Annotated in this window: 18 protein-coding genes and 1 pseudogene; 15 read left to right on the top strand and 4 right to left on the bottom strand. The window is 69.7% G+C overall.

Features of this window, described 5'->3' with window-relative positions; genetic code table 11:
- Positions 1-83: 83 nt before the first annotated feature.
- Both RPX00_RS38420 and RPX00_RS38415 read right to left on the bottom strand, forming a co-directional pair.
- Positions 84-650, bottom strand: coding sequence for a TIGR03086 family metal-binding protein (locus RPX00_RS38420; RefSeq protein WP_406632898.1), 567 nt, complete (start codon positions 648-650; stop codon positions 84-86).
- A gap of 40 nt (positions 651-690) precedes the next feature.
- Positions 691-1,278: a TetR/AcrR family transcriptional regulator gene (locus RPX00_RS38415; RefSeq protein ID WP_378314160.1), complete on the bottom strand. Its 588-nt coding sequence runs from the start codon at positions 1,276-1,278 to the stop codon at positions 691-693.
- 180 nt (positions 1,279-1,458) lie between these two features.
- Here RPX00_RS38415 and RPX00_RS38410 point away from each other — a divergent pair, with 180 nt between their 5' ends.
- From RPX00_RS38410 to pip, 4 genes are read left to right on the top strand one after another with little or no spacing between them, the layout of a single operon-like run.
- Entirely contained in the window at positions 1,459-1,791 is a 333-nt protein-coding gene (locus RPX00_RS38410; RefSeq protein WP_406632896.1) for a hypothetical protein, read from the top strand.
- A 34-nt stretch (positions 1,792-1,825) separates the two neighbouring features.
- Positions 1,826-2,611, top strand: coding sequence for a WXG100 family type VII secretion target (locus RPX00_RS38405; protein ID WP_406632894.1), 786 nt, complete (start codon positions 1,826-1,828; stop codon positions 2,609-2,611).
- A gap of 24 nt (positions 2,612-2,635) precedes the next feature.
- Positions 2,636-3,364, top strand: a complete 729-nt coding sequence (locus RPX00_RS38400) for an ESX secretion-associated protein EspG (protein WP_406643234.1) — start codon at positions 2,636-2,638, stop codon at positions 3,362-3,364.
- A gap of 10 nt (positions 3,365-3,374) precedes the next feature.
- The gene (pip, locus tag RPX00_RS38395) at positions 3,375-4,316 is read left to right on the top strand and encodes a prolyl aminopeptidase (protein WP_406632892.1); all 942 of its coding nucleotides are present in this window, start codon (positions 3,375-3,377) and stop codon (positions 4,314-4,316) included.
- Between the two features lie 314 nt (positions 4,317-4,630).
- Here the strand turns inward: pip and RPX00_RS38390 are convergent, their stop codons facing one another.
- Positions 4,631-5,830, bottom strand: coding sequence for a Glu/Leu/Phe/Val dehydrogenase dimerization domain-containing protein (locus RPX00_RS38390; protein ID WP_406632890.1), 1,200 nt, complete (start codon positions 5,828-5,830; stop codon positions 4,631-4,633).
- Between the two features lie 120 nt (positions 5,831-5,950).
- Between RPX00_RS38390 and RPX00_RS38385 the strand changes: the two genes are divergently transcribed.
- From RPX00_RS38385 to RPX00_RS38335, 11 genes are all read left to right on the top strand, one after another.
- A complete protein-coding gene (locus RPX00_RS38385; protein WP_406632888.1) occupies positions 5,951-6,877 on the top strand; it encodes a LysR substrate-binding domain-containing protein in 927 nt (308 codons plus the stop codon).
- 190 nt (positions 6,878-7,067) lie between these two features.
- A complete protein-coding gene (locus RPX00_RS38380) occupies positions 7,068-8,330 on the top strand; it encodes a glutamate-cysteine ligase family protein (RefSeq protein WP_406632886.1) in 1,263 nt (420 codons plus the stop codon).
- 62 nt (positions 8,331-8,392) lie between these two features.
- Positions 8,393-9,742, top strand: a complete 1,350-nt coding sequence (gene egtB / locus RPX00_RS38375) for an ergothioneine biosynthesis protein EgtB (RefSeq protein ID WP_406632884.1) — start codon at positions 8,393-8,395, stop codon at positions 9,740-9,742.
- Between the two features lie 4 nt (positions 9,743-9,746).
- Positions 9,747-10,511 (top strand): ergothioneine biosynthesis protein EgtC, encoded by a 765-nt coding sequence (gene egtC, locus RPX00_RS38370; RefSeq protein ID WP_406632882.1) that lies wholly within the window; start codon positions 9,747-9,749, stop codon positions 10,509-10,511.
- Entirely contained in the window at positions 10,508-11,479 is a 972-nt protein-coding gene (gene egtD / locus RPX00_RS38365) for an L-histidine N(alpha)-methyltransferase (RefSeq protein WP_406632880.1), read from the top strand. The genes egtC and egtD overlap by 4 nt, the downstream gene beginning before the upstream one ends.
- Positions 11,472-11,942 carry a nitroreductase family deazaflavin-dependent oxidoreductase gene (locus RPX00_RS38360; protein WP_406632879.1) on the top strand — a complete coding sequence of 157 codons (471 nt, stop codon included), beginning with the start codon at positions 11,472-11,474 and terminating at the stop codon, positions 11,940-11,942. Before egtD ends, RPX00_RS38360 begins: the two co-directional genes overlap by 8 nt.
- Positions 11,943-11,961: 19 nt before the next feature.
- A complete protein-coding gene (locus RPX00_RS38355; protein WP_406632877.1) occupies positions 11,962-12,369 on the top strand; it encodes an Imm7 family immunity protein in 408 nt (135 codons plus the stop codon).
- 131 nt (positions 12,370-12,500) lie between these two features.
- Positions 12,501-14,132: an alpha/beta hydrolase gene (locus tag RPX00_RS38350; protein WP_406632875.1), complete on the top strand. Its 1,632-nt coding sequence runs from the start codon at positions 12,501-12,503 to the stop codon at positions 14,130-14,132.
- 106 nt (positions 14,133-14,238) lie between these two features.
- On the top strand, positions 14,239-15,387 hold the full coding sequence (locus tag RPX00_RS38345; protein WP_406632873.1) for an EfeM/EfeO family lipoprotein: 1,149 nt from the start codon (positions 14,239-14,241) through the stop codon (positions 15,385-15,387).
- Positions 15,384-16,538 carry a Dyp-type peroxidase gene (locus RPX00_RS38340; protein WP_406632871.1) on the top strand — a complete coding sequence of 385 codons (1,155 nt, stop codon included), beginning with the start codon at positions 15,384-15,386 and terminating at the stop codon, positions 16,536-16,538. Before RPX00_RS38345 ends, RPX00_RS38340 begins: the two co-directional genes overlap by 4 nt.
- 20 nt (positions 16,539-16,558) lie before the next feature.
- Positions 16,559-18,157 (top strand): phospholipase C, encoded by a 1,599-nt coding sequence (locus RPX00_RS38335; protein WP_406643232.1) that lies wholly within the window; start codon positions 16,559-16,561, stop codon positions 18,155-18,157.
- A gap of 342 nt (positions 18,158-18,499) precedes the next feature.
- Here RPX00_RS38335 and acnA read toward each other — a convergent pair.
- Positions 18,500-21,324: pseudogene (gene acnA / locus RPX00_RS38330) on the bottom strand (aconitate hydratase AcnA).
- Positions 21,325-21,424: the final 100 nt, after the last annotated feature.

The following is a 21,424-nucleotide window of genomic DNA, read 5'->3' as shown; positions in this document are numbered from 1 at the left end:
GCGGCCGCGCCGCGACAGGACGCGAAACTTGCCCGGTTTTTCCCCTCGCGGAATCCCCGGCTCGGCTCTGTCCACAGTGGCGTTCAGCGCGGGCGGCGGCCCAGCAGCGCGACCAGCCGGTCCGGGGCGGCGGCGCTGCGGCCCGCCGCGACCGGCGGGTCGAACAGCCCGAGCCCCTGCCAGTCGTCGACCATCGGGCGCAGCACGTCGAGCAGCCGCCCGGCCAGGCGGTCCGGCACCGGGTTCGGCCTGCCCAGCGCGGTCGCGAGGTCCCAGCCGTGCACGGCGAGGTCGAGCGTCATCTGCCAGCCGTACTCCTCGGCGGGCACCAGGCCGAACGACACGTGCACGGTGCGGCGCAGCGCGCCAGGCGCGAGCCACGCTTCCCGGGCGGCGGCCGAAGACTTCTCCCACACCGAGACCGGGTCGTCGCCGAGGACGTCGCCCTCGTAGCGGGTGCCGACCTCGTCGAGCGTCGCCCCGGCGAGCAGATGCGGTACCCAGAGTTGTTCAGCCGCGAGATGGTTCACCAGATCGCGTACCGACCACTCGGTGCACGGCGTGCCGCGCGACCAGTCTCCGGGACCGGCAGCGTGCACGGCCGCGTCGAACACGTCGAGTGCGCTGCCGTGGGCGGCGAGGAGATCCACGGGGCACATTGAACACGAACCCGGCCGATCGCGTCGGAAACTAGGCCCGCGCGCCCGGCCGGTGCCGCCGCACGGTCTCCTCGACCAGGTCCAGCACCGGGCCGAGATCGTCGCCGGGCAGGCCCATCGCGAGGTGCGAGACCAGCCCTTCGAGGACCAGTTCCAGGAACGCGGTCAGCACGCTGACGTCGACGTCGTCGCGCAGGTTGCCGGCCTTGCGCTGCCATTCGAGACGGTCGCGGGTGGCCTCGGTCAGCTGCTGCGAGCGTTCCGCCCACCGGCCGCGGAACTCCGGGTCGGTGCGCAGCCGCCGGGACACCTCCAGCCGGGTGCCGAGCCAGTCCGCCGGATGCTCGCTGTTCCCGGCCAGCAGGTCGCGCATGACCTGGACCAGGCCCTGTTCGGCGACGACGTCGGCCATCCGCACCGCGTCGTCCTCGGCGAGGGCGAGGAAGAGCGACTCCTTGTCGCGGAAGTGGTGGAAGATCGCGCCGCGCGACAGGCCGGTCGCTTCCTCGAGGCGGCGCACCGTGGCACCCTCGTAGCCGTAGCGTGCGAAACACACGCGCGATCCGTCCAGGATCTGGCGCCGGCGTGCGTCGAGGTGATCCTGGCTGACCCGTGGCATCCTGAAATCCTGACATCGCGGACCGGGTTCTCGCAATCCGTACGTACGTACTGTGACTTCCCGCAGGCCGGAATGCGCGCCGTCACACTGCCGGGTTCTCGGCTGACACGACCGTGCCGGTTGACTACGCTGTGCACATCGCGACGGGAACAGACGTGGAGCACCGGAAAGGGAGCGGCCTTGGTCATCGGCGAGTCGGGCCGTGCGCGGGGCGGGTTCGCCATGGACGCGGCGGAGCTGACCGCCGTCATCCGGCTGTGGGAGGACCAGCTCGGCAAGATCGCCGCCGACGGCCGCGCGATCGACGAGATCCTCGCCGTCTTCGCCGCCCCGGGCGCTGACCCGGCGAGCGCGGAGTACGCCGCCGCCGGCGCGGAATCCCTGCGCACGCTGCGCGACCAGAACGAGGCGCTGCACCGGTACGCCGCCGGCTACCTCGGCAAGCTGCGCACGGCGCGCGACCGGACAGCCGAGGCGGACCAGGCAGGTGCCGACCTCGGCCGCGGCCGGTAGCCGGGCGAATCCGGCTGCGCACGAAGGGAACCAGGTGGACGGCAAGCAGATCTTCGACAACTTCCGCGGCGGCGACACGTCCGGGCTGCGCGCCGCGGCGGCGAAGGTCCAGGAGCTGTCGGCGGCTTACCTGGAACGCGCACAGAGCGTGAAGGACTTGCAGGAGCGGATGGCGCGCTCGTGGACCGGCGACACCGCGGACGCGGCGAAGGCGGGCGCGGGACCGGTCGAGGCGGGATTCCGGGAGTCCGCCGATCCGCTCGACCTCACCAGCGCGTCGATGGACACCCAGGCCAGCAGCTTCGAAAGCTCCCGGCACGCGGTCGTCGACGTGCCGCCGCGCCCGGAGCGGCCGCAGCCGTGGGCCGGTCCGCTGCAGGCGGTGCTGCCCGCGTCGGCCGCGCCGGTGTCCTTTCAGGACAGAATCGACCGGTTCCACGGCGCGAACGAGAACAACGTCCGGGTGATGGAGCAGTACCACGGCGTCACCGCGAACACGAAGCGCGCGCTGCCGACGCAGTACGGCCCGATCGTCCCGGACAGTGCCCCGGTCCATCGGACCACTTCGGACAGTACGACCACGCAGGCCGCCGCGAGCCACGACCGGAACGGCCCCGGGGCCGCGGTGCTGCCCGCGCCGGCGGGCGAACCGTCCCAGCGCGGCTCGGGCCCGGCGGTCGGCGGCGCGCCCGCCGCGCAGGGCGGTCCGGGCGACGGGCTGCACCGGCGGCCGGACTACCTCCTCGAGGCCGATCCCGAGGGGGCGTTCGGCCCCGGCGGTTCGGCGACCCAGCCGGTTCTCGGCGACGAGGAGGAGTAGCCGGTGGCCGATCCGGCGGGACGAGTGGATGTCCCGGTCGAAGCACTCGCCGCGCTCGCCGAGCGCGAACAGGTGGGCCGGCTGCACGTGACGCTGCGGCCCGATCCGGCGTGGCTGTCGGAAACCGAGCACGACGAAGCGGCCAAACGGGTGGACGACGCGCTCGCGCTGGCCGGTCTGGTCGACTCGCGCGGCCGGGCCACGGTGGACTTCCTCGACTGGCTGCCGCTGCTCGTGCGCCCGGTAATCGAGTACTACGGCTGGGTCGCGACCGGCGATCGCACGTACGGCGTGCTCGCCGCGGCGAGCGGACTGCAGGCGGTGCTCGCGGTGTCCGACGGCGAACAGGTCGGCGTCCAGGAGATCGATCGCGAACGCGTGCTGGAAACGCTCGTCGAACAGTTGCCCGCGGTCGGCCCTGGCGGCGGGTTCGTCCGCAGCGTGCGCGTCGCGGACCTCACCGAAGCCGCGCGCCGCGGCGAGGACGCTTATCCGTTGGACCCGGTGCTGTCGGACGTGCTAACCCTGGTGCAGCGTCCGGTGCACGGCAGCGGAGAGCTGTACGCGGGACGGCGCGACGACGTCGGCCGGTACGTCCGGCTGGAAGAACCCTTGCATTACGCGGACACCGACTGGGGCCGCTACCTCAGCTACACCGTCGGGACCGGGCCGGACGCGGAAATCCGGATCGGGCCGGCCGGCCCGGCCGAGCTGTGCGGTGCGCTGCGGGCTCTGGAGCGCACCCTGAACTGAGGGGAACGCGTTGCGCTATCCGGAAATCGACCCGTACGACAGCGGGATGCTCGACGTCGGCGACGGGCATCGGGTGTATTGGGAGACGTGCGGGAATCCGGACGGGAAACCGGTGCTGGTATTGCACGGCGGGCCTGGCTCGGGGTGCAGCGACGGGATGCGGCAGTTTTTCGATCCGGAGCGGTATCGGATTGTGTTGGTGGATCAGCGCGGGTGCGGGCGCAGTACGCCGCATGCTGGGGATACCGTTGATGCGTTATCCGCTAATACGGCGGCGCATTTGATGGCTGATTTGGAGTTGCTGCGGGGGTTTCTGGGGATTTCGCGGTGGATGTTGTTCGGGGGGTCGTGGGGGTGTGTGCTCGGGCTGGCTTATGCGGAGCGGTATCCGGAGCGGGTCAGTGAGATTGTGATGATGGGGCTGGCTACTGATCGGCAGGTCGAGATCGATCAGTTGACGGGCGGGCTGGGCGGGATGTTTCCGGAGGCGTTCGCTCGGTTTCGGGATGGGGTGCCGGAGGGGGAGCGGGGAGGGGATTTGGCGGGGGCTTATTACCGGTTGCTGGTGGATCCCGATCCGGCGGTGCATGAGGCGGCGGCTCGGGGGTGGTGTGCTTGGGAGGAGGCTATGTTGCCTGGGGTTCCTCCTTCGCCTCGGTTTGGTGATGATCGGTTTCGGTTGGGGTTTGCTCGGTTGGTTACGCATTATTTTTCGCGTGGGTGTTTTTTGGAGGATGGGGGGATTTTGCGGGATGCTGGGCGGTTGACGGGGATTCCGGTGGTGTTGGTGCAGGGGGTGCTGGATTTGGGGAATCTGGTGGGGACGCCTTGGTTGTTGGAGAGGGCTATTCCTGGGGCTGAGTTGGTTTTGGTTGGCGGGGCTGGGCATACTACGGCGGTTTCTTCGATGGAGGATGCGTTGGTGGCGGCTACTGATCGGTTTGCTGGGTGAGGGGGCGGCTCGTCGCCTGGCGGCGACATTGCTGCGTGGCTGGCGTGGGGCACCCCGAAGCCCGAGTGTGCTGACGGGCGGCGGGTGTTTGTCAAGGCGGGAAAGATGCCTTGACAAACACCCGCCGCCCGCAGGGAGGCTTCGTATCGGGGTGCGGGGGAGGGGCTGGATGCCTCGCTCGGTTGGGTGCATCGGTGGCGGGTTCAGGTCCGTGAAGGACTCCTTGAGGGAATTAGATTCCCTCAAGGAGTCCTTCACGGACGGTAAACCTCGCCTCGCCGCCGGCTGGGTCGGTGGGAGCCCCGCCCGGCTCCTCACGGGATCATGAGTGCGGGGGCGCCGCGGGGGCTGAGTGATTCTGCGGTGCGGGCTGCCCGGGTTGCTTCGGCTTGCTGTAGTGCGGTTACTCGCGGCGGGACGCGGTCCAGGTGCCATTCGGCCAGGATCAGGGCCACCTTCGCCTGCATTTCGTTGCGCAGCCGCAAGAACGAGTCGGCTGGGTCTGCGCCGACCTCGCCTAGTAGGAGCCACCAAGCCCAGGCGGCGGCACCGGCGTTGGCGATGAAGTCCGGGATCACCGCGACGCCGCGAGCCGACAACGCGGCCTCGGCTTCCGGTGTCGTGGCCGCATTGGCTGCTTCGACGACGACCTTCGCCTTGACGAGGTTTTCGTTGTCCACCCGCAGGGCGTACGAAATCGCGGCGGGCACGAAGATGTCGGCGTCGGCGGCCACGACGGCTTCGCGTGGCAGGGATTGAACGCCGTTCGGCAAGCGGGTGCGGTCGACTTCGCCGAAGCGGTCGCGCAAGTCCAGCAGGGTGGGGATGTCCAGGCCTTCGGGGTCGTACAGCGTGCCTGCGGCGTCCGCGACCGCGACGACCTTCATGCCGGCCTCGTGCAGGTACCAGGCTGCGCCGCCGCCCATGGTGCCGATGCCTTGGATCGCGACGGTCGTTTCCGGGACTGCCCAGCCCCACGTGTTCGCGGCGCCGAGGCAGGCTTGCGCCACGCCGTAGCCGCCGATGACGTCGCCGAGAAGTTGTCCGCCGGGGACCGGGGCGTTGAGTCCGGCCTGCACGCGGCGGAGCGTCCGAGCCGGATCGGCCGAGCGGCGGATCGCGGCGTGGTACGACTGCTCCAAGCCTAGCGTCGCGAAGACCTCGTCGATGAGGTGCTGTGGGACGCCGAGGTCTTCCGCCGTCACCCAGCTGGCGTCCAGCCACGGGCGCAGGAACTCGCAGAAGCGGGTGAGCACGCCGGTCGCGCGCGGGTCCTTCGGGTCGAAGTCGATGCCGCCCTTCGCACCGCCGACCGGGAGGTTGAACGCGGCCGTCTTGTTCGCCATGCCGCGCGCGAGGTCGGCGACCTCGTCGACGGTGCAGCCGGCGCGCATCCGCGTTCCGCCCGTGGCGACGCCGGAAACCAGGCTGTGCACGACCAGGTAGCCGCGCGCGCCCGTGACCGGGTCCGTCCACGTCAGCTTCATCAGCGGTTCGGCGATCCGCGTGTCCATCGAGCCACTCACCTCCTCGAGTCCCGGGCGGCGCGTCTCGCCGCCTGCTTCCGAGGGTGCTGCCCGTTCGGGGCGCGCGTCTATTTACTGAATCTGGACGAAGTTGTTTAGGGTTCGTACATGGAGCTTTCGTTGCACCGCTTGAGGATGCTTCGCGAGCTGCGCCGCAGGGGAACGGTCACCGCGGCCGCGGCGGCGTTGCATTACACCGCTTCGGCGGTATCGCAGCAACTCGCGCAGCTCGAACGCGACGTCGGCGCGAAGCTGTTCGAGCGGCTCGGGCGGCGGGTTCAGCTGACCGAACTCGGGATTCTGCTCACCGAGCACGCCGAGGAGATCCTGGGCTCCGTGGAGCGCGCGACGCTCGCTCTGGAGGAAGCCCAAGGCTCGATGTCCGCGCGGCTCACTGCGGGAGTGTGGGCGTCGGTGGCGTCCGGGTTGCTGCCCACCGCGCTCACCTCGCTGGCCGCCGATTACCCGGGAATCCAGGTGCGCACCAAGGAACTGGCCCCGGAAGCGACGGCGGACGCCGTCCGGGACGGGACGCTGGACCTGTCGTTCGTAATCGACTACTCCGATGCCCCGATGGAGTGGGACAACGGGCTCGAACGGGCGGTCGTCGCGGTGGAGCGGATGCACGCGGCGGTTCCGGCGGGCGCGCTGCCCTCGGCCACCGTGCCGCTCGACGCGCTGGCCGAGCATCCGTGGATCCTGGCGAGTCCCAAGTCCCATTTCGGCCGGGCGATCCGGATTGCCTGTCAGCGGCACGGTTTCCAGCCGAAAATCAACCACGAGGTCGAGGAGCAGTCGACCGCGATGGCGATGGTGGGCGCCGGGCTCGGCGTGACCCTGGTGTCCGACCTCGGGCTGCGGCTGCTGCGCCCGCCGGGGATCGACGTCGTCGCGCTCGCCCCGCCGCTGCTGCGGACGGTGTCGATCGCCTACCGCCGCACCGAGATCCGGCGTCCGGCGCTGCACCTGGTGGTCGGCGCGGTGCAGGAGGCCGCGGCCGAATTGGGGCTGGGCACCGAACCCGCGCTGCCGTGATCGGGGCGCCCCGGATGGAGCAGCGCGCCGCGAGCCGATCCGGTGGGTGAACTCCCAGGTCAACACTGATTACGAGGTGCTTATCGATCGCCGCGGCGGCTTTGCGGCCCTGTTTTTGTCAGACCCCGCGTGTAGCGTCGCGAAGCGACGAGGTCCCGCCCCGCGGACCTCCCGATGTGGACGGCTACAGATGACTGCAGTGCACGATTTTCCCGATAGATCCGGGAGCGCGGCGAACCTGACCGCGCGGGTGCTCTCCGACCGCGCGGAAGGGGAGCGGTACGTAGCGTCGGTGTGCTTCAAGCACGGCCCGCCGAGACTGCTCGGGGTGGAACTGGAGTTCACGGTGCACCACGCCGGCGACCCGGTCCGCCCGCTCGACCCCGATGTCCTCGCCACGGCGCTCGGCCCGCACACCCCGCGGACGCTGCGCCCCGACAGTCCCGCGCTTCCGCTCCCGGCAGGCTCGCCGGTGAGCCTGGAGCCCGGGTGCCAGGTGGAGATTTCCGCTCCGCCGCAGGCCTCGCTGCGTGCGCTGCACGCGGCTGTCGAGGCCGATCTCGCTCATCTCACCGGTCTGCTCGCCCGCCACGGCCTCGAACTCGGGGCAGGCGGCATCGACGAGCACCGTCCGCCCCGGCGCATTCTGCGCACCCCTCGCTACGCCGCCATGGAACGCCGGTTCGCCCCGATCGGGGCGGGCGGCATCACCATGATGTGCAGCACCGCGGGCCTGCAGATCTGCGTCGACGCGGGCGAGGCGCACGAGGTCGCCGCGCGCTGGGCGGCCGCGCACGCGATGGGCCCGCCGCTGCTGGCGCTGTTCGCGAATTCCCGCGTCCATGCCGGGGCGGACACCGGATTCGCGTCGGCGCGCTGGCTCGCGGTGCGGGAAACCGAGCCGGTGCGCACCCAGTCGCCCGAACCCGGCGCGGACCCGGCGCTCGAATGGGCCCGCCGGATGATGGACACGCCGCTGATGGTGTTCCCGCGCGGCGAACGGCCGTGGGACGCGCCGGAGGGGCTCACCTTCGCCGAATGGATCGCCGGCCGGGGCGCGGCCGCCGTGCTGCGCCGCCCGACGATCGCGGACCTCGATTACCACCTCACCACGATGTTCACCCCGGTGCGGCCGCAGGGCTACCTCGAACTGAGGTACCTCGACGGGCAGCCGCCGGGGGAATGGCTGCCGCCGGTAGCGCTGGTCACCGCGCTGCTGGCGGATCCGTCCACTGTGGACAAAGTGCGGGAGGTCTGCGCGCCGGCGGCGGGCCGGTGGGCCGACGCTGCCCGGTGCGGCATGGCCGACGCGGAGCTGGCGGCCGTCGCCAGGGAGCTGGTGGAGCTGGGCATCGCCGGGCTGCCGTCCACCGGGCTCCCGGAGGACACCGTCGCCGGGCTCGCCGCGCGGCTGCGGGCGCGGGCCGCCGGAGTGCCGCGCCAGGACCGATGAGCAGGACCGAGATCACCGCCGGGCCGAGCGCCCGGCGCACCGGACTCGAGGAGCCAGGAGCCATGAGCACCACCCCCGAACAGAACCCGTTGCTGGAGCTGAGCCCGCAAGACCTGCGGGCGCACGCGGCCGCCGCCCTCACCCGGGCGCGCGAGCGCAGCGTGGCCCTCACCGACGCGGTCGACGACGAGGACCTCGTGCGGCAGCATTCGAAACTGATGTCGCCGCTGGTGTGGGACCTCGCGCACATCGGCAGCCAGGAAGAGCTGTGGCTGGTCCGCGACGTCGGTGGCCGGGAGCCGCTGCGGCCGGACATCGACGACCTCTACGACGCCTTCCAGCACGCCCGCGCGGACCGTCCGGAGCTGCCGCTGCTCGGCCCGGCCGAGGCCCGCGCCTACGTGAAGGAAGTTCGCGAAAAGGCGTTCGACGTCCTGGAAACCGCCCCGCTGGACGGACGGCGGCTCACCGAGAGCGCGTTCGCCTTCGGCATGATCACCCAGCACGAGCAGCAGCACGACGAGACCATGCTGGCCACCCACCAGCTGCGCAAGGGCGAACCGGTGCTGCACGCCCCGGAGCCGCCGCGCGCGCCGAACCGGAAGCTGCCCGCCGAGGTGCTCGTGCCCGGCGGCCGGTTCACCATGGGCACCACCGCCGAACCGTGGGCGCTGGACAACGAACGCCCGGCGCACGAGGTCGACGTGCCCGCCTTCGTCCTCGACACCACCCCGGTCACCTGCGGGGCGTACGTCGAGTTCCTGGAATCCGGCGGCTATCACGACCGGCGGTTCTGGAGCGAGCCCGGCTGGACGTACCGGCAGGAGCACGACATCACCGCGCCCCGGTTCTGGCACCGCGAACCGGACGGCTGGTGGCGCGTCCGCTTCGGCGTGCGCGAGCGCGTCCCGGAGAACGAGCCGGTCGTGCACGTCTCCTATTACGAGGCGGAGGCGTACGCGCGCTGGGCGGGCAAGCGGCTGCCCACCGAGGCGGAATGGGAGAAGGCCGCCCGGCACGATCCGGCGAGCGGCCGGTCGCGGCGGTTCCCGTGGGGCGACGAGGAACCGACGGCCGAGCACGCCAACCTGGGGCAGCGCCACCTGCGCGCGGCCGAGGCGGGCGCGTACCCGGCCGGTGCGTCGCCGCTGGGCGTGCACCAGCTGATCGGCGACGTCTGGGAGTGGACGAGCACCGATTTCCACGGCTATCCGGGCTTCTCCGCGTTCCCGTACCGGGAGTACTCGGAGGTGTTCTTCGGGCCGGAGTACAAGATCCTGCGCGGCGGGTCGTTCGGCACCGACGCGGCGGCGATCCGGGGCACGTTCCGCAACTGGGACTACCCGATCCGGCGGCAGATCTTCTCCGGCTTCCGGTGCGCGCGCGATCCGCGCCCGGGCGAGGCGGGCTAGCCGGATGTGCCGTCATCTCGCCTATCTCGGCGCGCCGGTGTCCCCGGCGGAGCTGATGTTCGCCGCGCCGCACGCGCTGCTCGTGCAGTCGTACGCGCCGCTCGACATGCGCGGCGGCGGTTCGGTGAACGCCGACGGTTTCGGCCTCGGCTGGTACCCGGAGCCGGGCGCGCCGCCGCAGCGGTACCGCCGTCGCGAGCCGTTGTGGACCGACCAGACGCTGCCCGCGCTGGCCGCTTCGGTGCGCACCACGGCGTTCGTCGCGGCGGTGCGCAACGGCACCACCGGCATGCCGGTCACCGAGGCCGCCGCCGCGCCGTTCACTGAGGACCGCTGGCTGTTCAGCCACAACGGCGTGGTGCGCGGCTGGCCCGGTTCGATGCGCGGGCTGGCCAGCCGGCTCGACGTGGCTGAGCTGTTCACGCTCGAAGCGCCCACGGATTCCGCACTGCTGTGGGCCTTGCTGCGCGCCCGGCTGCACGCGGGGGAGGAGCCGCTCGAAGCGGTGACCGCCCTCGTGCGGGAGGTCGAGGCGGCTGCTCCCGGCTCGCGGCTGAACCTCCTGCTCACCGACGGCGAACTGCTCGTCGGCACCGCCTGGACGCACGCGTTGTCCGTGCGCCGCACGGAAACCGGCGTGGTGCTGGCGTCGGAGCCGTGCGATCCGGACCCGGCCTGGACCGCCGTGCCCGACCACCACGCCGTGCGCGTCACCGCGGACGGCGTCGACATCCTTCCCCTGACCCTGGAACGGAGCACCGCCCGATGACCGAAGCGGACCTGGAGAGCCATCGCCGCGACGTGGCCGCGGAACTGCGCGCGGACGTGCGCGAAGGGCTCTTGGCCGACCAGAAGTGGTTGCCGCCCAAGTGGTTCTACGACGCCGAAGGCAGCAGGCTGTTCGAGAAGATCACCGCGCTGCCGGAGTACTACCCCACCCGCAGCGAACGCGAGGTGCTCGCGCAGCGGGCCGCCGAGGTCGCCGAACGCACCGGCGCGCACACGCTCGTCGAGCTGGGCTCGGGGTCGAGCGAGAAGACCCGGCTGCTGCTGGACGCGCTCACCGCGCACGGCACGCTCGAAGCGTTCGTGCCGATGGACGTGTCGGAGACCGCGCTCGCCGAGGCGGCCGCCGCGATCACGGCGGACTACCCGAAGCTCGACGTGCGCGGGGTCGTCGGCGATTTCACCCAGCACCTGCAGCTGCTGCCGGGCACCGCGCCGCGAGTGGTCGCCTTCCTCGGCGGCACGATCGGCAACTTCCTCCCGGCCGAACGCGCGGAGTTCCTGCGTTCGGTGCGAGACGTGCTCGGCGAAGGGGAATGGCTGCTGCTCGGCACGGACCTGGTGAAAGACCGGGAGACGCTGGAGCGGGCGTACGACGACGCGGCCGGCGTCACCGCGGCGTTCAACCGCAACGTGCTGCGCGTGATCAACACCGAACTCGGCGCGGATTTCGACCCGGACGAGTTCGACCACGTCGCGTACTGGGACGCCGACCACGAGTGGATCGAAATGCGGCTGCGCGCGCGGTGCCGGCTGGAGGTGCGCATCCCCGGCGCGGACCTGATCGTGCCGTTCGCCGAGGGCGAGCACGTCCGCACCGAGGTGTCCGCGAAGTTCCGGCCGGACGGCGTCGAGGCGGAACTGAACGCCGCCGGGTTCGCGCTGGAGCGATGGTGGACAGACTCACAGCAGCGGTTCGGGGTGAGTTTGGCAAGATCAGTGCGTGCGTAACCCTCTGGCGGCACTCGCCCGCAAGCTCGGCACCCAGCCCCTGCTGATGAGCGCCTCGCGCGCCATCATCGCGACCGACCGGCAGCTGCACCGGTGGTTCGGGGGCCGGGTCACCCTGGTCGGCCTGGCCGGGCTGCCGTCGCTGCGGCTCACCACCACCGGACGGCGCAGCGGCCTGCCGAGGAGCACGAACTTGCTGTACTACCCGCACGGCAGCGAGTTCGTGCTCACCGGCTCCAACTGGGGCCGCCCGCAGAACCCGGCGTGGACGCACAACCTCCGCGAGAACCCGCGCGCGACGGTAGGGCTGCGCGGCCGCGAGATCGAGGTCAAGGCGCGCGAGCTGGAGGGCGCGGAGTACGACCGGATGTGGGCGGAGCTGCTCGAATTCTGGCCGGGCTACGAGATGGAACGAAACGAGGCGGGGCGGGAGTTCCCGGTTTTCGTGCTGTCCCGCTCCTGAGCGCTCCCGGGGGAGCTCGATGTACGAATTCCACGGCTGGTTCGCGCTGGAAGAGTCCCCGGCGGAGGTCGAGTTCGGCGAAGAGAAGTTCGGCGAGCTGATCGAGGACGTCCGCGAGCGCGTCGCGGCGATCGACTGGATGTCCGGCGAAGCGCGGCTCAAGGTGTTCAACGGCCGGTTCGTGCTGACGGTGCACGGCATGCCCAACCGCCGCCGGGACGAAGAACAGGAGCTGACCGAACTCCTGGAGTACGTCGCCCGGCGGCTCCCCGGCTCGCACGGCCTCTTGTACGAACGCGACGACGAGGCCGGCGACCCGCCCTGGCCGGACGGCTACCGGGTCCGCGTGATGGCGCGCGGCGAGATCGCTGTCCGGTTCGACCCCTTCCTGTCGCCCGTCCAGCCCGTCGTCGAGGACTGCCCCTGAGCCCGGCCGCGCGGTGATCGCTCGTCGGAACCCTGAGTTCCTCCGTTTGGCCGGTGCCCGGCTTGGCCGGATTATGCCAGTCTCGGTGACGCCCCGTAATCAGGCGGGTGCGCAAACAGGGGAGAATCCACGTGCGCGGATCGAAAAGAGCACGAACCGGAGCGCTGGTCGCGGCGATCGCGACCGCGCTGACCGGGCTGGCCGGAACCGCCGTCGCGGCGCCCGCTCCGGCGGCGGCGCAGCAGGCCAAACCCGCGGAGATCGCGCGTACCGCGCCGGTCAAGTGGGAGGAGTGCACCAAAGACCAGCTGCGCGGCGTCCCGGAAGACCAGCTGAAGCTGTACAGCTGCTCGCGGTACCGCGTCCCGATCGACCACGACGACGCGTCGCTCGGCACCATCGACATCGCGCTGATGAAGCGCGCCGCCAAGATTCCCGGGCAGCGGATCGGGTCGCTGTTCCTCAACCCGGGCGGTCCGGGCGGATCCGGCCTGCGGATGCCGATCGCGGGCGACCGCTACTTCCGTCCGCAGGTGATGGACCGCTTCGACCTCGTCGGGTTCGATCCGCGCGGCGTCGGGGCCAGCAACCCGCTGCGCTGCTTCACCACCGCCGAGGACGCGGCGGACGTCCAGGGGCAGTTGCTGCCGGTTCCGTTGTCGCGCAAGGAAATCTCCGGCACGCTCGCCGGCTACCGCGACTACGGCCAGTTCTGCCGACGCAACGCCGGGGCGCTGCTGGACCACATGTCCACTCGCGACGTCGTGCGTGACCTCGACCAGCTGCGCGCCGCGGTGGGCGACCAGCAGCTGACTTACACCGGCTTCTCCTACGGCACCCTCGTCGGGTCGACCTACGCCGCGATGTTCCCGAAGCAGACGCGGGCGATCGTGATCGACGGGAACGTCGACCCGCAGCTGCGCACCAACGACGGCGTCACTTACGACCTGGGCCGGGCGCAGGGCTTCGAGATCGCGCTCGACGGTTTCCTCAAGCGCTGCGCCCAGGCCGGCGACAAGTGCGCGTTCAGCGCGGGCGGCGACCCGCGCGCGAAGTACGACGAACTGCGCGAGCACGTGCGCACCGACCCGATCACGCTGCCGGACGGCACGAAGGTCGATCTCGGCGCGCTGGTCGGCGCGACGTCGAGCGCCTTGTACGCGCCGGATGAGTTCGCCGACCTGGCCGCGGGCTTGCAGCAGGCGTACTCGGTGCTGCACCCGTCGTTGCAGGCCCAGTCCGCGCGGAAGGGCACACTCTCCGCGGGCCGCCGCGGTCTGGCCGACCTCGCCCCGGACAGCCCGTACACCGGCAACGACTCGTACTTCGCGGTGAACTGCGCGGACAAGCCGATGCGGATCAAGCAGGAGCAGGTGCCGGGGATCGCGGCCAAGGCGGACCGCGAGTCGCCGACGTTCGGCCGCTACCAGGTGTTCTCCGACATCGCCGCCTGCCCGGTGTGGCCCGCGGCGAAGACGTCCGACCCGTACCGCGGGCCGTGGCGGGCGAACACCGCGACGCCGGTGCTGGTGGTCAGCAACTTCTACGACCCGGCCACCCGGTACCGGTACGGCCAGCGGATGGCCGAGGAGCTGGGCAACTCCCGGCTGCTGTCGGTCGACGCGTTCGGGCACTGCATCCTCGGCAAGGCGCGCGGCGTCGACGACGCGACCGCCGCGTACCTGATCGACCTGAAGGTGCCCGCCGACGGGCAGGTGTTCCAGCCGGACCGGCAGCCCTTCACCTCGCCCGCGAAGAGCTGATCGGCTGATCTTCGGCCCGGAACCGGGCATAACGGCACAACCCTCTTGTCAGCGTCCGGCGGATCGGTGAAAGTGTCCGCCAGAAGTTCACCTGAGGGGAGTTGACGTGCGGCGCTGGGTGGGCGGGTGCGGCGCGGCCAGGTGGACGGCGGTCCTCGTCGGGACCGCGGTGCTCGCCGGCTGCTCCGGCTCGCCCGCCCAGGCCGGCCCGGTTCAGGTTTCGCGCTCGGCCTGCGGCGACGGCTGGACCGCGCCGCCGGCCGGGCCGCAGACCCTCCAGGTCCGCAACAACGCGGCCGTCACGATGGAAATTGACCTCGTCGACCCGGCCACCGGCACGGTCTTCGGGGAGTTGGAAGGCGTCGGCCCGGGCACGACGCGCTCGCTGCCGGTAAACCTCGGCAACGGCGCGTACGCCCTGCGCTGCGCGCCCGAGGACGGCACGCCGTTCGTCGGGCCGTCCGTGCAGGTCACCGGTGGCGCGGACCGTCCGGGACCGGCCGTGGTGCCGGTGACCAACGCCGATCTCCTCGGTCCGCTCAAGCAGTACCACGGCTATGTCGCCGACGGCCTCGGCACGCTCACCGGCCAGACTGCCGCGCTGGCGCAAGCCGTCCATTCGGGGAATCGCGGTGCGGCACAGCAAGCTTGGCTCACCGCACACCTCACCTACGAACGGCTCGGTGCCGCCTACGACGCGTTCGGCGACTCGGACGGGGCGATCAACGGCACCACCGCCGGACTGCCCGCCGGAGCCGCGGACCCTGGTTTCACCGGCTTCCACCGGCTCGAGAACGGCTTGTGGCACAACGAATCGATGCCCGCGCTGGCTCCGGTGGCCGATCAGCTCGACCAGGCCGTCCAGAAGCTGCGCGCGTCGTTCGCCGAAGCCCAGATCGACCAGAACGACCTCGGCCTGCGCGCGCACGAAATCATGGAGAACACCCTCCAGTTCGAGCTGACCGGCCGCACCGACTACGGCAGCGGCTCGAACCTCGCGACCGCCGGCGCGAACCTCACCGGCACCCGCGCCGTGCTCGACGTGCTGCGCCCGCTCCTGACCACCCGGTTCCCCGGCCTGAAAGACCTCGACGCGTGGATCGCCCGCACCGATCGAGAACTTCAAGCCGTTGCAGGGAAACCGCTCTCCGCACTCGACCGGCAGCAGCGGCAGCGCATCAACGCCGACGTCTCCGAGCTGACCGAACGCCTGGCCCCGGTCGCGGCGATCGCGGAGCCGAGGAGGGTGTCGTGACGCTGGAGCGGCGGGCGTTCCTGCGCGGAGCGGCCGCTGCCGGGGCGGGCGCGGGTTTGATCGGGCTGTCCGGCAGCGCGACGGCGGCCGGGGTCCCGTTCCACGGCCTGCGTCAGACCGCTGTGCTGGCGGAACCGGCGCGACACTCGGTGGTCGCCGCCTTCGACGTCGTCGCCGAGAACCGCGCCGAACTCACTGCGCTGCTCAAGGAACTCACCGCCCGCGCGCGGTTTCTCACCAGCGGCGGCGCACCCGCGTCGGTCGGGATCACCGGACCGCCCGCGGACTCCGGCGTCCTCGGACCGGAAGTCCCGAAAGGACAGTTGTCGGTGCTCGTCGGCGCTGGCGCGTCGCTGTTCGACGACCGGTACGGGCTCGCCGCACGGAAACCGCCGAAGCTCAAGCAGATGCCGATGTTCCCGGACGACGCGCTCGATCCCCAGTGGTGCCACGGCGATCTGAGCCTGGTGCTCAACGCCGCCGAGCCGGACACGGTGCTGCACGCCTTGCGCGACATCGCCCGCGCGACCAGGGGCGGGATGCAGTTGCGCTGGAAGATCGACGGGTTCAGCTCGCCGCCGCGCCCGGCCGGGACCCCGCGCAATCTGCTGGGCTTCAAGGACGGCACCGCGAACCCGGCACCGTCCGAAGCGGACAGTCTCGTGTGGACCGAGGACGGCGGCAGTTACCAGGTGATCCGGCTGATCCGGATGCTGGTCGAGTTCTGGGACCGGGTGTCGCTGTCGGAGCAGGAGAACATGATCGGCCGCCGCCGCGACACCGGCGCGCCGCTCGACGGCGCGGCCGAGGAGGACGTGCCGCGCTACGCCGAGGACCCGGTCGGCACCGTCGTCCCGCTGACGAGCCACATCCGGCTCGCGAACCCGCGCACCCCGCAGACCGACGGACAGCGGATCCTGCGCCGCGCGGTGAACTACGACCGCGGCGTCGACGCCAACGGCAACCTCGACATGGGCCTCGTCTTCACCTGTTACCAGCGCGACCTCGAAAAGCAGTTCGAGGCCGTGCAGAAGCGGCTCGCCGGCGAGCCGCTCACCGACTACGTCTCGCCGTTCGGGGGCGGGTATTTCCACCTGTTCCCGGGCGTGACGGATCCGGCCGACCACTACGGCCGGGCAATGCTGGGCTGAGCGGAAGGAGCACGGGAGTGATGCGGACCAGGAGGGCCACCGCGGCAGCCGCGCTGGCAGCGACCGCGGCGCTGGCGGCGGCGTGCGCGAGCAGTTCGGCGTCGACTCCGGTGCCGGGGCAGGCCGTCGCCGCCGAGACGTTCGCGACCGCTACGCCGATCAAGCACGTCGTGGTGATCTTTGGCGAGAATATTTCCTTTGACCATTATTTCGGGACTTATCCTGAGGCGACGAATGAGAACGGGACGCCGTTTCATGCTGCGCCTGGTACTCCGAAGGTCAATGGGTTGACTCCGGAGTTGTTGCAGCACAACCCGAATGCCTATAACCCGAAGCGGCTTAGTCCGGATCAGGCGCTTACCTGTGATCAGGCGCATGATTACAAGAAGGAGCAGGCTGCGTTCAATGGTGGCAAGATGGATAAGTTTGTCGAGTATACGGAGAAGGATAAGTGCACTGGGCAGCCTGTGTTGTTCGGTGAGCCTGGGCTGGTGATGAATTACTTCGACGGTAATACGGTTACCGCGATGTGGAATTATGCTCAGCATTATGCGTTGAACGATAATTCGTTCAATACTGTTTTTGGTCCGTCTAGTCCTGGCGCGATCAATCTCATCTCCGGGCAGACGCATGGGTTGCAGCCGGTTGATTCGGTGACCGGTGAGCCTAAGGTTGATCCGCATACTGCGGCGTCGCCTGATGCGCACGGGGTTGGCACTATGATCACCGACCCGGATCCGGCGTTTGACGACTGTTCGGACAAGAATCACACGGCGACTGACAACCTCGGTGCGTTCCAGGGGCGCAATGTTGGTGATCTGCTGAATGCGCGCGGGGTTACGTGGGGGTGGTTCGAGGGTGGGTTCCGGCCTACTGGTGAGGCGAACGGGTATGCCGTTTGCGGGACTAAGCATCCGAATGTGGGTGGGCAGGCTTCGGTTGACTACAGTCCGCATCATGAGCCGTTCCAGTATTACCAGTCTACGGCTAACCGGAAGCATCTGCCGCCGTCGTCATTGCATGCGGTGGGGCAGCAGGATCAGGCTAATCATCAGTATGACGTTCGGGATTTCAATGACGCGCTTGCTGCGGGGGTCATGCCTGCGGTGAGTTTTTTGAAGGCGCCTGAGTATCAGGACGGGCATGCGGGGTACTCGGATCCGTTGGATGAGCAGGCGTTTGTGGCTGAGGAGGTTAATCGGATCCAGGCTTCGCCGGAGTGGAAGAATACTGCGATTGTGCTGGCTTATGACGATTCGGACGGGTGGTATGACCATGTCGCGTCTAAGGTCGTCAATGGGTCTCATGATTCTGGGCAGGATGCTTCGGTGTGTACTGCTCATCCGGTTAAGCTCGGCGGGTCTGCGGATCGGTGCGGGTATGGGCCTCGGTTGCCGTTGCTGGTGATTTCGCCTTATAGCAAGGTGAATTATGTTGATCACACGATGACGGATCAGACTTCGGTGTTGCGGTTTATTGAGGACAACTGGCATTTGGGGCGGATTGGTGGCGGGTCGTTCGATGTGCTGGCTGGGTCGATGGGTGGGATGTTCGACTTTTCCCATCCTCGGGCGGGTCGGGTGAAGGTGGATCCTCGGAGTGGGGCTGTGGTGGGGTGATGGCTCGTCGCCTGGCGGCGACATTGCATTCGGGGGGTGCGTGGGGCACCCCGAAGCCAATTGTGATGACGGTCTGAGGGTGCTTGTCAAGGCGGGAAAGATGCCTTGACAAGCACCCTCAGACCGCATTTGGGCTTCGTATCGGGGTGCGGGGGTGGTGTGGGTGCCTGGTCGGGTGGGTGCGTTTGCTGCGGTTCTTTGCGGGGCGGTCTGTGAAGGACTCCTTGAGGGAATCTAAGTCCGTGAAGGAGTCCCTCACGGATGGTCGGCGGGGGGTGGAAAGCAGTGTGGCCCGCCCCGGAGAACCGGGGCGGGCCACGAAACCTGGCGGAATCTAGACCGTCAGGACTGGGTCATCTTGCGCAGCACGTACTGCAGGATGCCGCCGTTGCGGTAGTAGTCCGCTTCGCCGGGGGTGTCGATGCGGACGACCGCGTCGAACTCCACCTTTGAGCCGTCTTCCTTCGTGGCCGTCACGTGGACCGTGCGGGGGTTTCGCCCTCGTTCAGCTTCGTGATGCCCTCGATGTCGAACGTCTCGGTGCCGTCCAGCTTCAGCGACGACGCCGATTCTCCCTCCGGGAACTGCAGCGGGATGACGCCCATGCCGATCAGGTTCGAGCGGTGGATGCGCTCGAACGACTCGGTGATCACCGCGCGCACGCCCAGCAGGCTGGTGCCCTTGGCCGCCCAGTCGCGGGACGAACCGGAGCCGTACTCCTTGCCGCCCAGGACGACCAGCGGGGTGCCCGCGGCCGCGTAGTTCTGGGCCGCGTCGTAGATGAATGCCTGCGGGGCTCCCTCGACGGTGAAGTCGCGGGTGTAGCCGCCCTGCACGTCGTCCAGCAGCTGGTTGCGCAGCCGGATGTTCGCGAAGGTGCCGCGGATCATGACCTCGTGGTTGCCGCGGCGCGAACCGTAAGAGTTGAAGTCCTTGCGGTCGATGCCGTGCTCGGTCAGGTAGCGGCCGGCGGGGGTGTCGGCCTTGATCGCGCCGGCGGGGGAGATGTGGTCGGTGGTGACCGAGTCGCCCAGCTTCGCCAGCACCCGGGCACCCGAGATGTCCTGCACCGGAGCCGGTTCGGCGGTCATGCCGTCGAAGTACGGGGGCTTCCGGACGTAGGTGGACTCGGCGTCCCACTCGAAGGTCTTGCCGGTCGGCGTCGGCAGCGACTTCCAGCGCTCGCCGCCGTCGAACACGTCGGCGTAGTCCTTGGTGAACATCTCCTGGGTGATCGCGGAGTCGATGGTCTCCTGGATCTCCTGCGGCGAGGGCCAGATGTCCTTCAGGAACACGTCGTTGCCGTCGGTGTCCTGGCCGAGCGGCTGCGTCGCGAAGTCGAAGTCCATCGTGCCGGCCAGCGCGTACGCGATGACCAGCGGCGGGGACGCCAGGTAGTTCATCTTGACGTCCGGGTTGATCCGGCCCTCGAAGTTCCGGTTGCCCGAGAGCACCGAGACCGCGGTGAGGTCGTTCTCCTGGATCGCGGCGGAGATCTCGTCCGACAGCGGGCCCGAGTTGCCGATGCAGGTGGTGCAGCCGTAGCCGACCAGGTGGTAGCCCAGCTTCTCGAGGTACGGCCAGAGACCGGCCTTGTTGTAGTAGTCGGTGACGACCTGCGAACCCGGAGCCATCGACGTCTTGACCCACGGCTTGACCGAGAGGCCCTTGTCGACCGCGTTGCGCGCGAGCAGCGCCGCGCCCAGCATGACCGACGGGTTGGAGGTGTTGGTGCACGAGGTGATCGAGGCGATCACCACGGCGCCGTGGTCGAGCACGAACTCGCCGCGGTCGGCGGTGGACACCTTGACCGGCTTGCTCGGCCGCCCGGTGGCCCCGTTGGCCGCGGACTGCACCGGCACGGCGGTCTCGTCCGCGAACGACAGCGCGGCCGGGTCGGAGGCCGGGAAGGTCTCCTCGACGGTCTCGTCGACGTTGGTGTGCGGGGCGGGCAGCTCGTCCTCGGCGTAGTCGTGCACCGACTTGCGGAACGAGGACTTCGCGTCGGACAGCTCGATGCGGTCCTGCGGGCGCTTCGGGCCGGCGATGGACGGAACGACCGTCGACAGGTCCAGCTCGAGGTACTCGGAGTACTGCGCCTCGTGGGACGGGTCGTGCCAGAGGCCCTGCTCCTTGGCGTACGCCTCGACCAGCGCGACCTGCTCGGCCGAACGGCCGGTGAGCTTGAGGTAGCGGACGGTCTCCTCGTCGATCGGGAAGATCGCCGCGGTGGAGCCGAACTCCGGGCTCATGTTGCCGATGGTCGCGCGGTTGGCCAGCGGCACCTGGGCGACGCTCTCGCCGTAGAACTCGACGAACTTGCCGACCACGCCGTGGCGGCGCAGCATCTCGGTGATCGTGAGCACGACGTCGGTCGCGGTGACGCCCGCCGGGATCTCGCCGGTGAGCTTGAAGCCGACGACGCGCGGGATCAGCATCGACACCGGCTGGCCCAGCATGGCCGCCTCGGCCTCGATGCCGCCGACGCCCCAGCCCAGCACGCCCAGGCCGTTGACCATGGTGGTGTGCGAGTCGGTGCCGACGCAGGAGTCGGGGTACGCCTGGCCGTTGCGGGCCATCACCGTGCGGGCCAGGTGCTCGATGTTGACCTGGTGCACGATGCCGGTGCCCGGCGGGACGACCTTGAACTCGTCGAAGGCGCCCTGGCCCCAGCGCAGGAACTGGTAGCGCTCGCGGTTGCGCTCGTACTCGATCTCCACGTTGCGCTCGAAGGCGTCCGCGCGGCCGAACACGTCGATGATCACCGAGTGGTCGATGACCATCTCGGCCGGGGCGAGCGGGTTGACCTTGTCCGGGTCGCCGCCGAGCGCGGTCACGGCCTCGCGCATGGTGGCCAGGTCGACCACGCAGGGCACGCCGGTGAAGTCCTGCATGATCACCCGGGCGGGCGTGAACTGGATCTCGATCGACGGGTCCGCGTTCGGATCCCAGCCGCCGAGCGCGCGGATGTGGCCGGCGGTGATGTTCGCGCCGTCCTCGGTGCGCAGCAGGTTCTCGAGGAGGATCTTCAGGCTGTAGGGCAGCCGCGCGGCGCCTTCGACCTTGTCCAGGCGGAAGATCTCGTACGAGTTCTCTCCCACCTGCAAGGTGTCCTTGGCGCCGAAGCTGTCCTTGCTAGGTGCAGTCACGTCTAACTCCAGTGGCATGGATTCCACGCCGCCGCCGGCGTGTCCTCCCGGGTCAGTTCGGTGTCGTAATCCGGGTCGTCGGGTCGACCCAGGCGAGTCTTGCGCACCCCCACCGTAG

It is taken from the genome of Amycolatopsis sp. WGS_07 (assembly GCF_045278895.1).
GTDB lineage: Bacteria > Actinomycetota > Actinomycetes > Mycobacteriales > Pseudonocardiaceae > Amycolatopsis.
Note: the sequence above shows the minus strand (reverse complement) of the source record. Positions and strands in the feature narration are given on the sequence as shown.

Bases quoted from the DNA above. Each gene is read 5' to 3' on its own strand.
- RPX00_RS38390 (WP_406632890.1), bottom strand. From the start codon at position 5,830: ATGGACACGCGGATCGCCGAACCGCTGATGAAGCTGACGTGGACGGAC.
- RPX00_RS38415 (WP_378314160.1), bottom strand. From the start codon at position 1,278: ATGCCACGGGTCAGCCAGGATCACCTCGACGCACGCCGGCGCCAGATC.
- RPX00_RS38380 (WP_406632886.1), top strand. From the start codon at position 7,068: ATGACTGCAGTGCACGATTTTCCCGATAGATCCGGGAGCGCGGCGAAC.
- RPX00_RS38335 (WP_406643232.1), top strand. From the start codon at position 16,559: ATGCGGACCAGGAGGGCCACCGCGGCAGCCGCGCTGGCAGCGACCGCG.
- egtB (WP_406632884.1), top strand. From the start codon at position 8,393: ATGAGCACCACCCCCGAACAGAACCCGTTGCTGGAGCTGAGCCCGCAA.
- RPX00_RS38385 (WP_406632888.1), top strand. From the start codon at position 5,951: ATGGAGCTTTCGTTGCACCGCTTGAGGATGCTTCGCGAGCTGCGCCGC.
- egtC (WP_406632882.1), top strand. From the start codon at position 9,747: ATGTGCCGTCATCTCGCCTATCTCGGCGCGCCGGTGTCCCCGGCGGAG.
- egtD (WP_406632880.1), top strand. From the start codon at position 10,508: ATGACCGAAGCGGACCTGGAGAGCCATCGCCGCGACGTGGCCGCGGAA.
- RPX00_RS38355 (WP_406632877.1), top strand. From the start codon at position 11,962: ATGTACGAATTCCACGGCTGGTTCGCGCTGGAAGAGTCCCCGGCGGAG.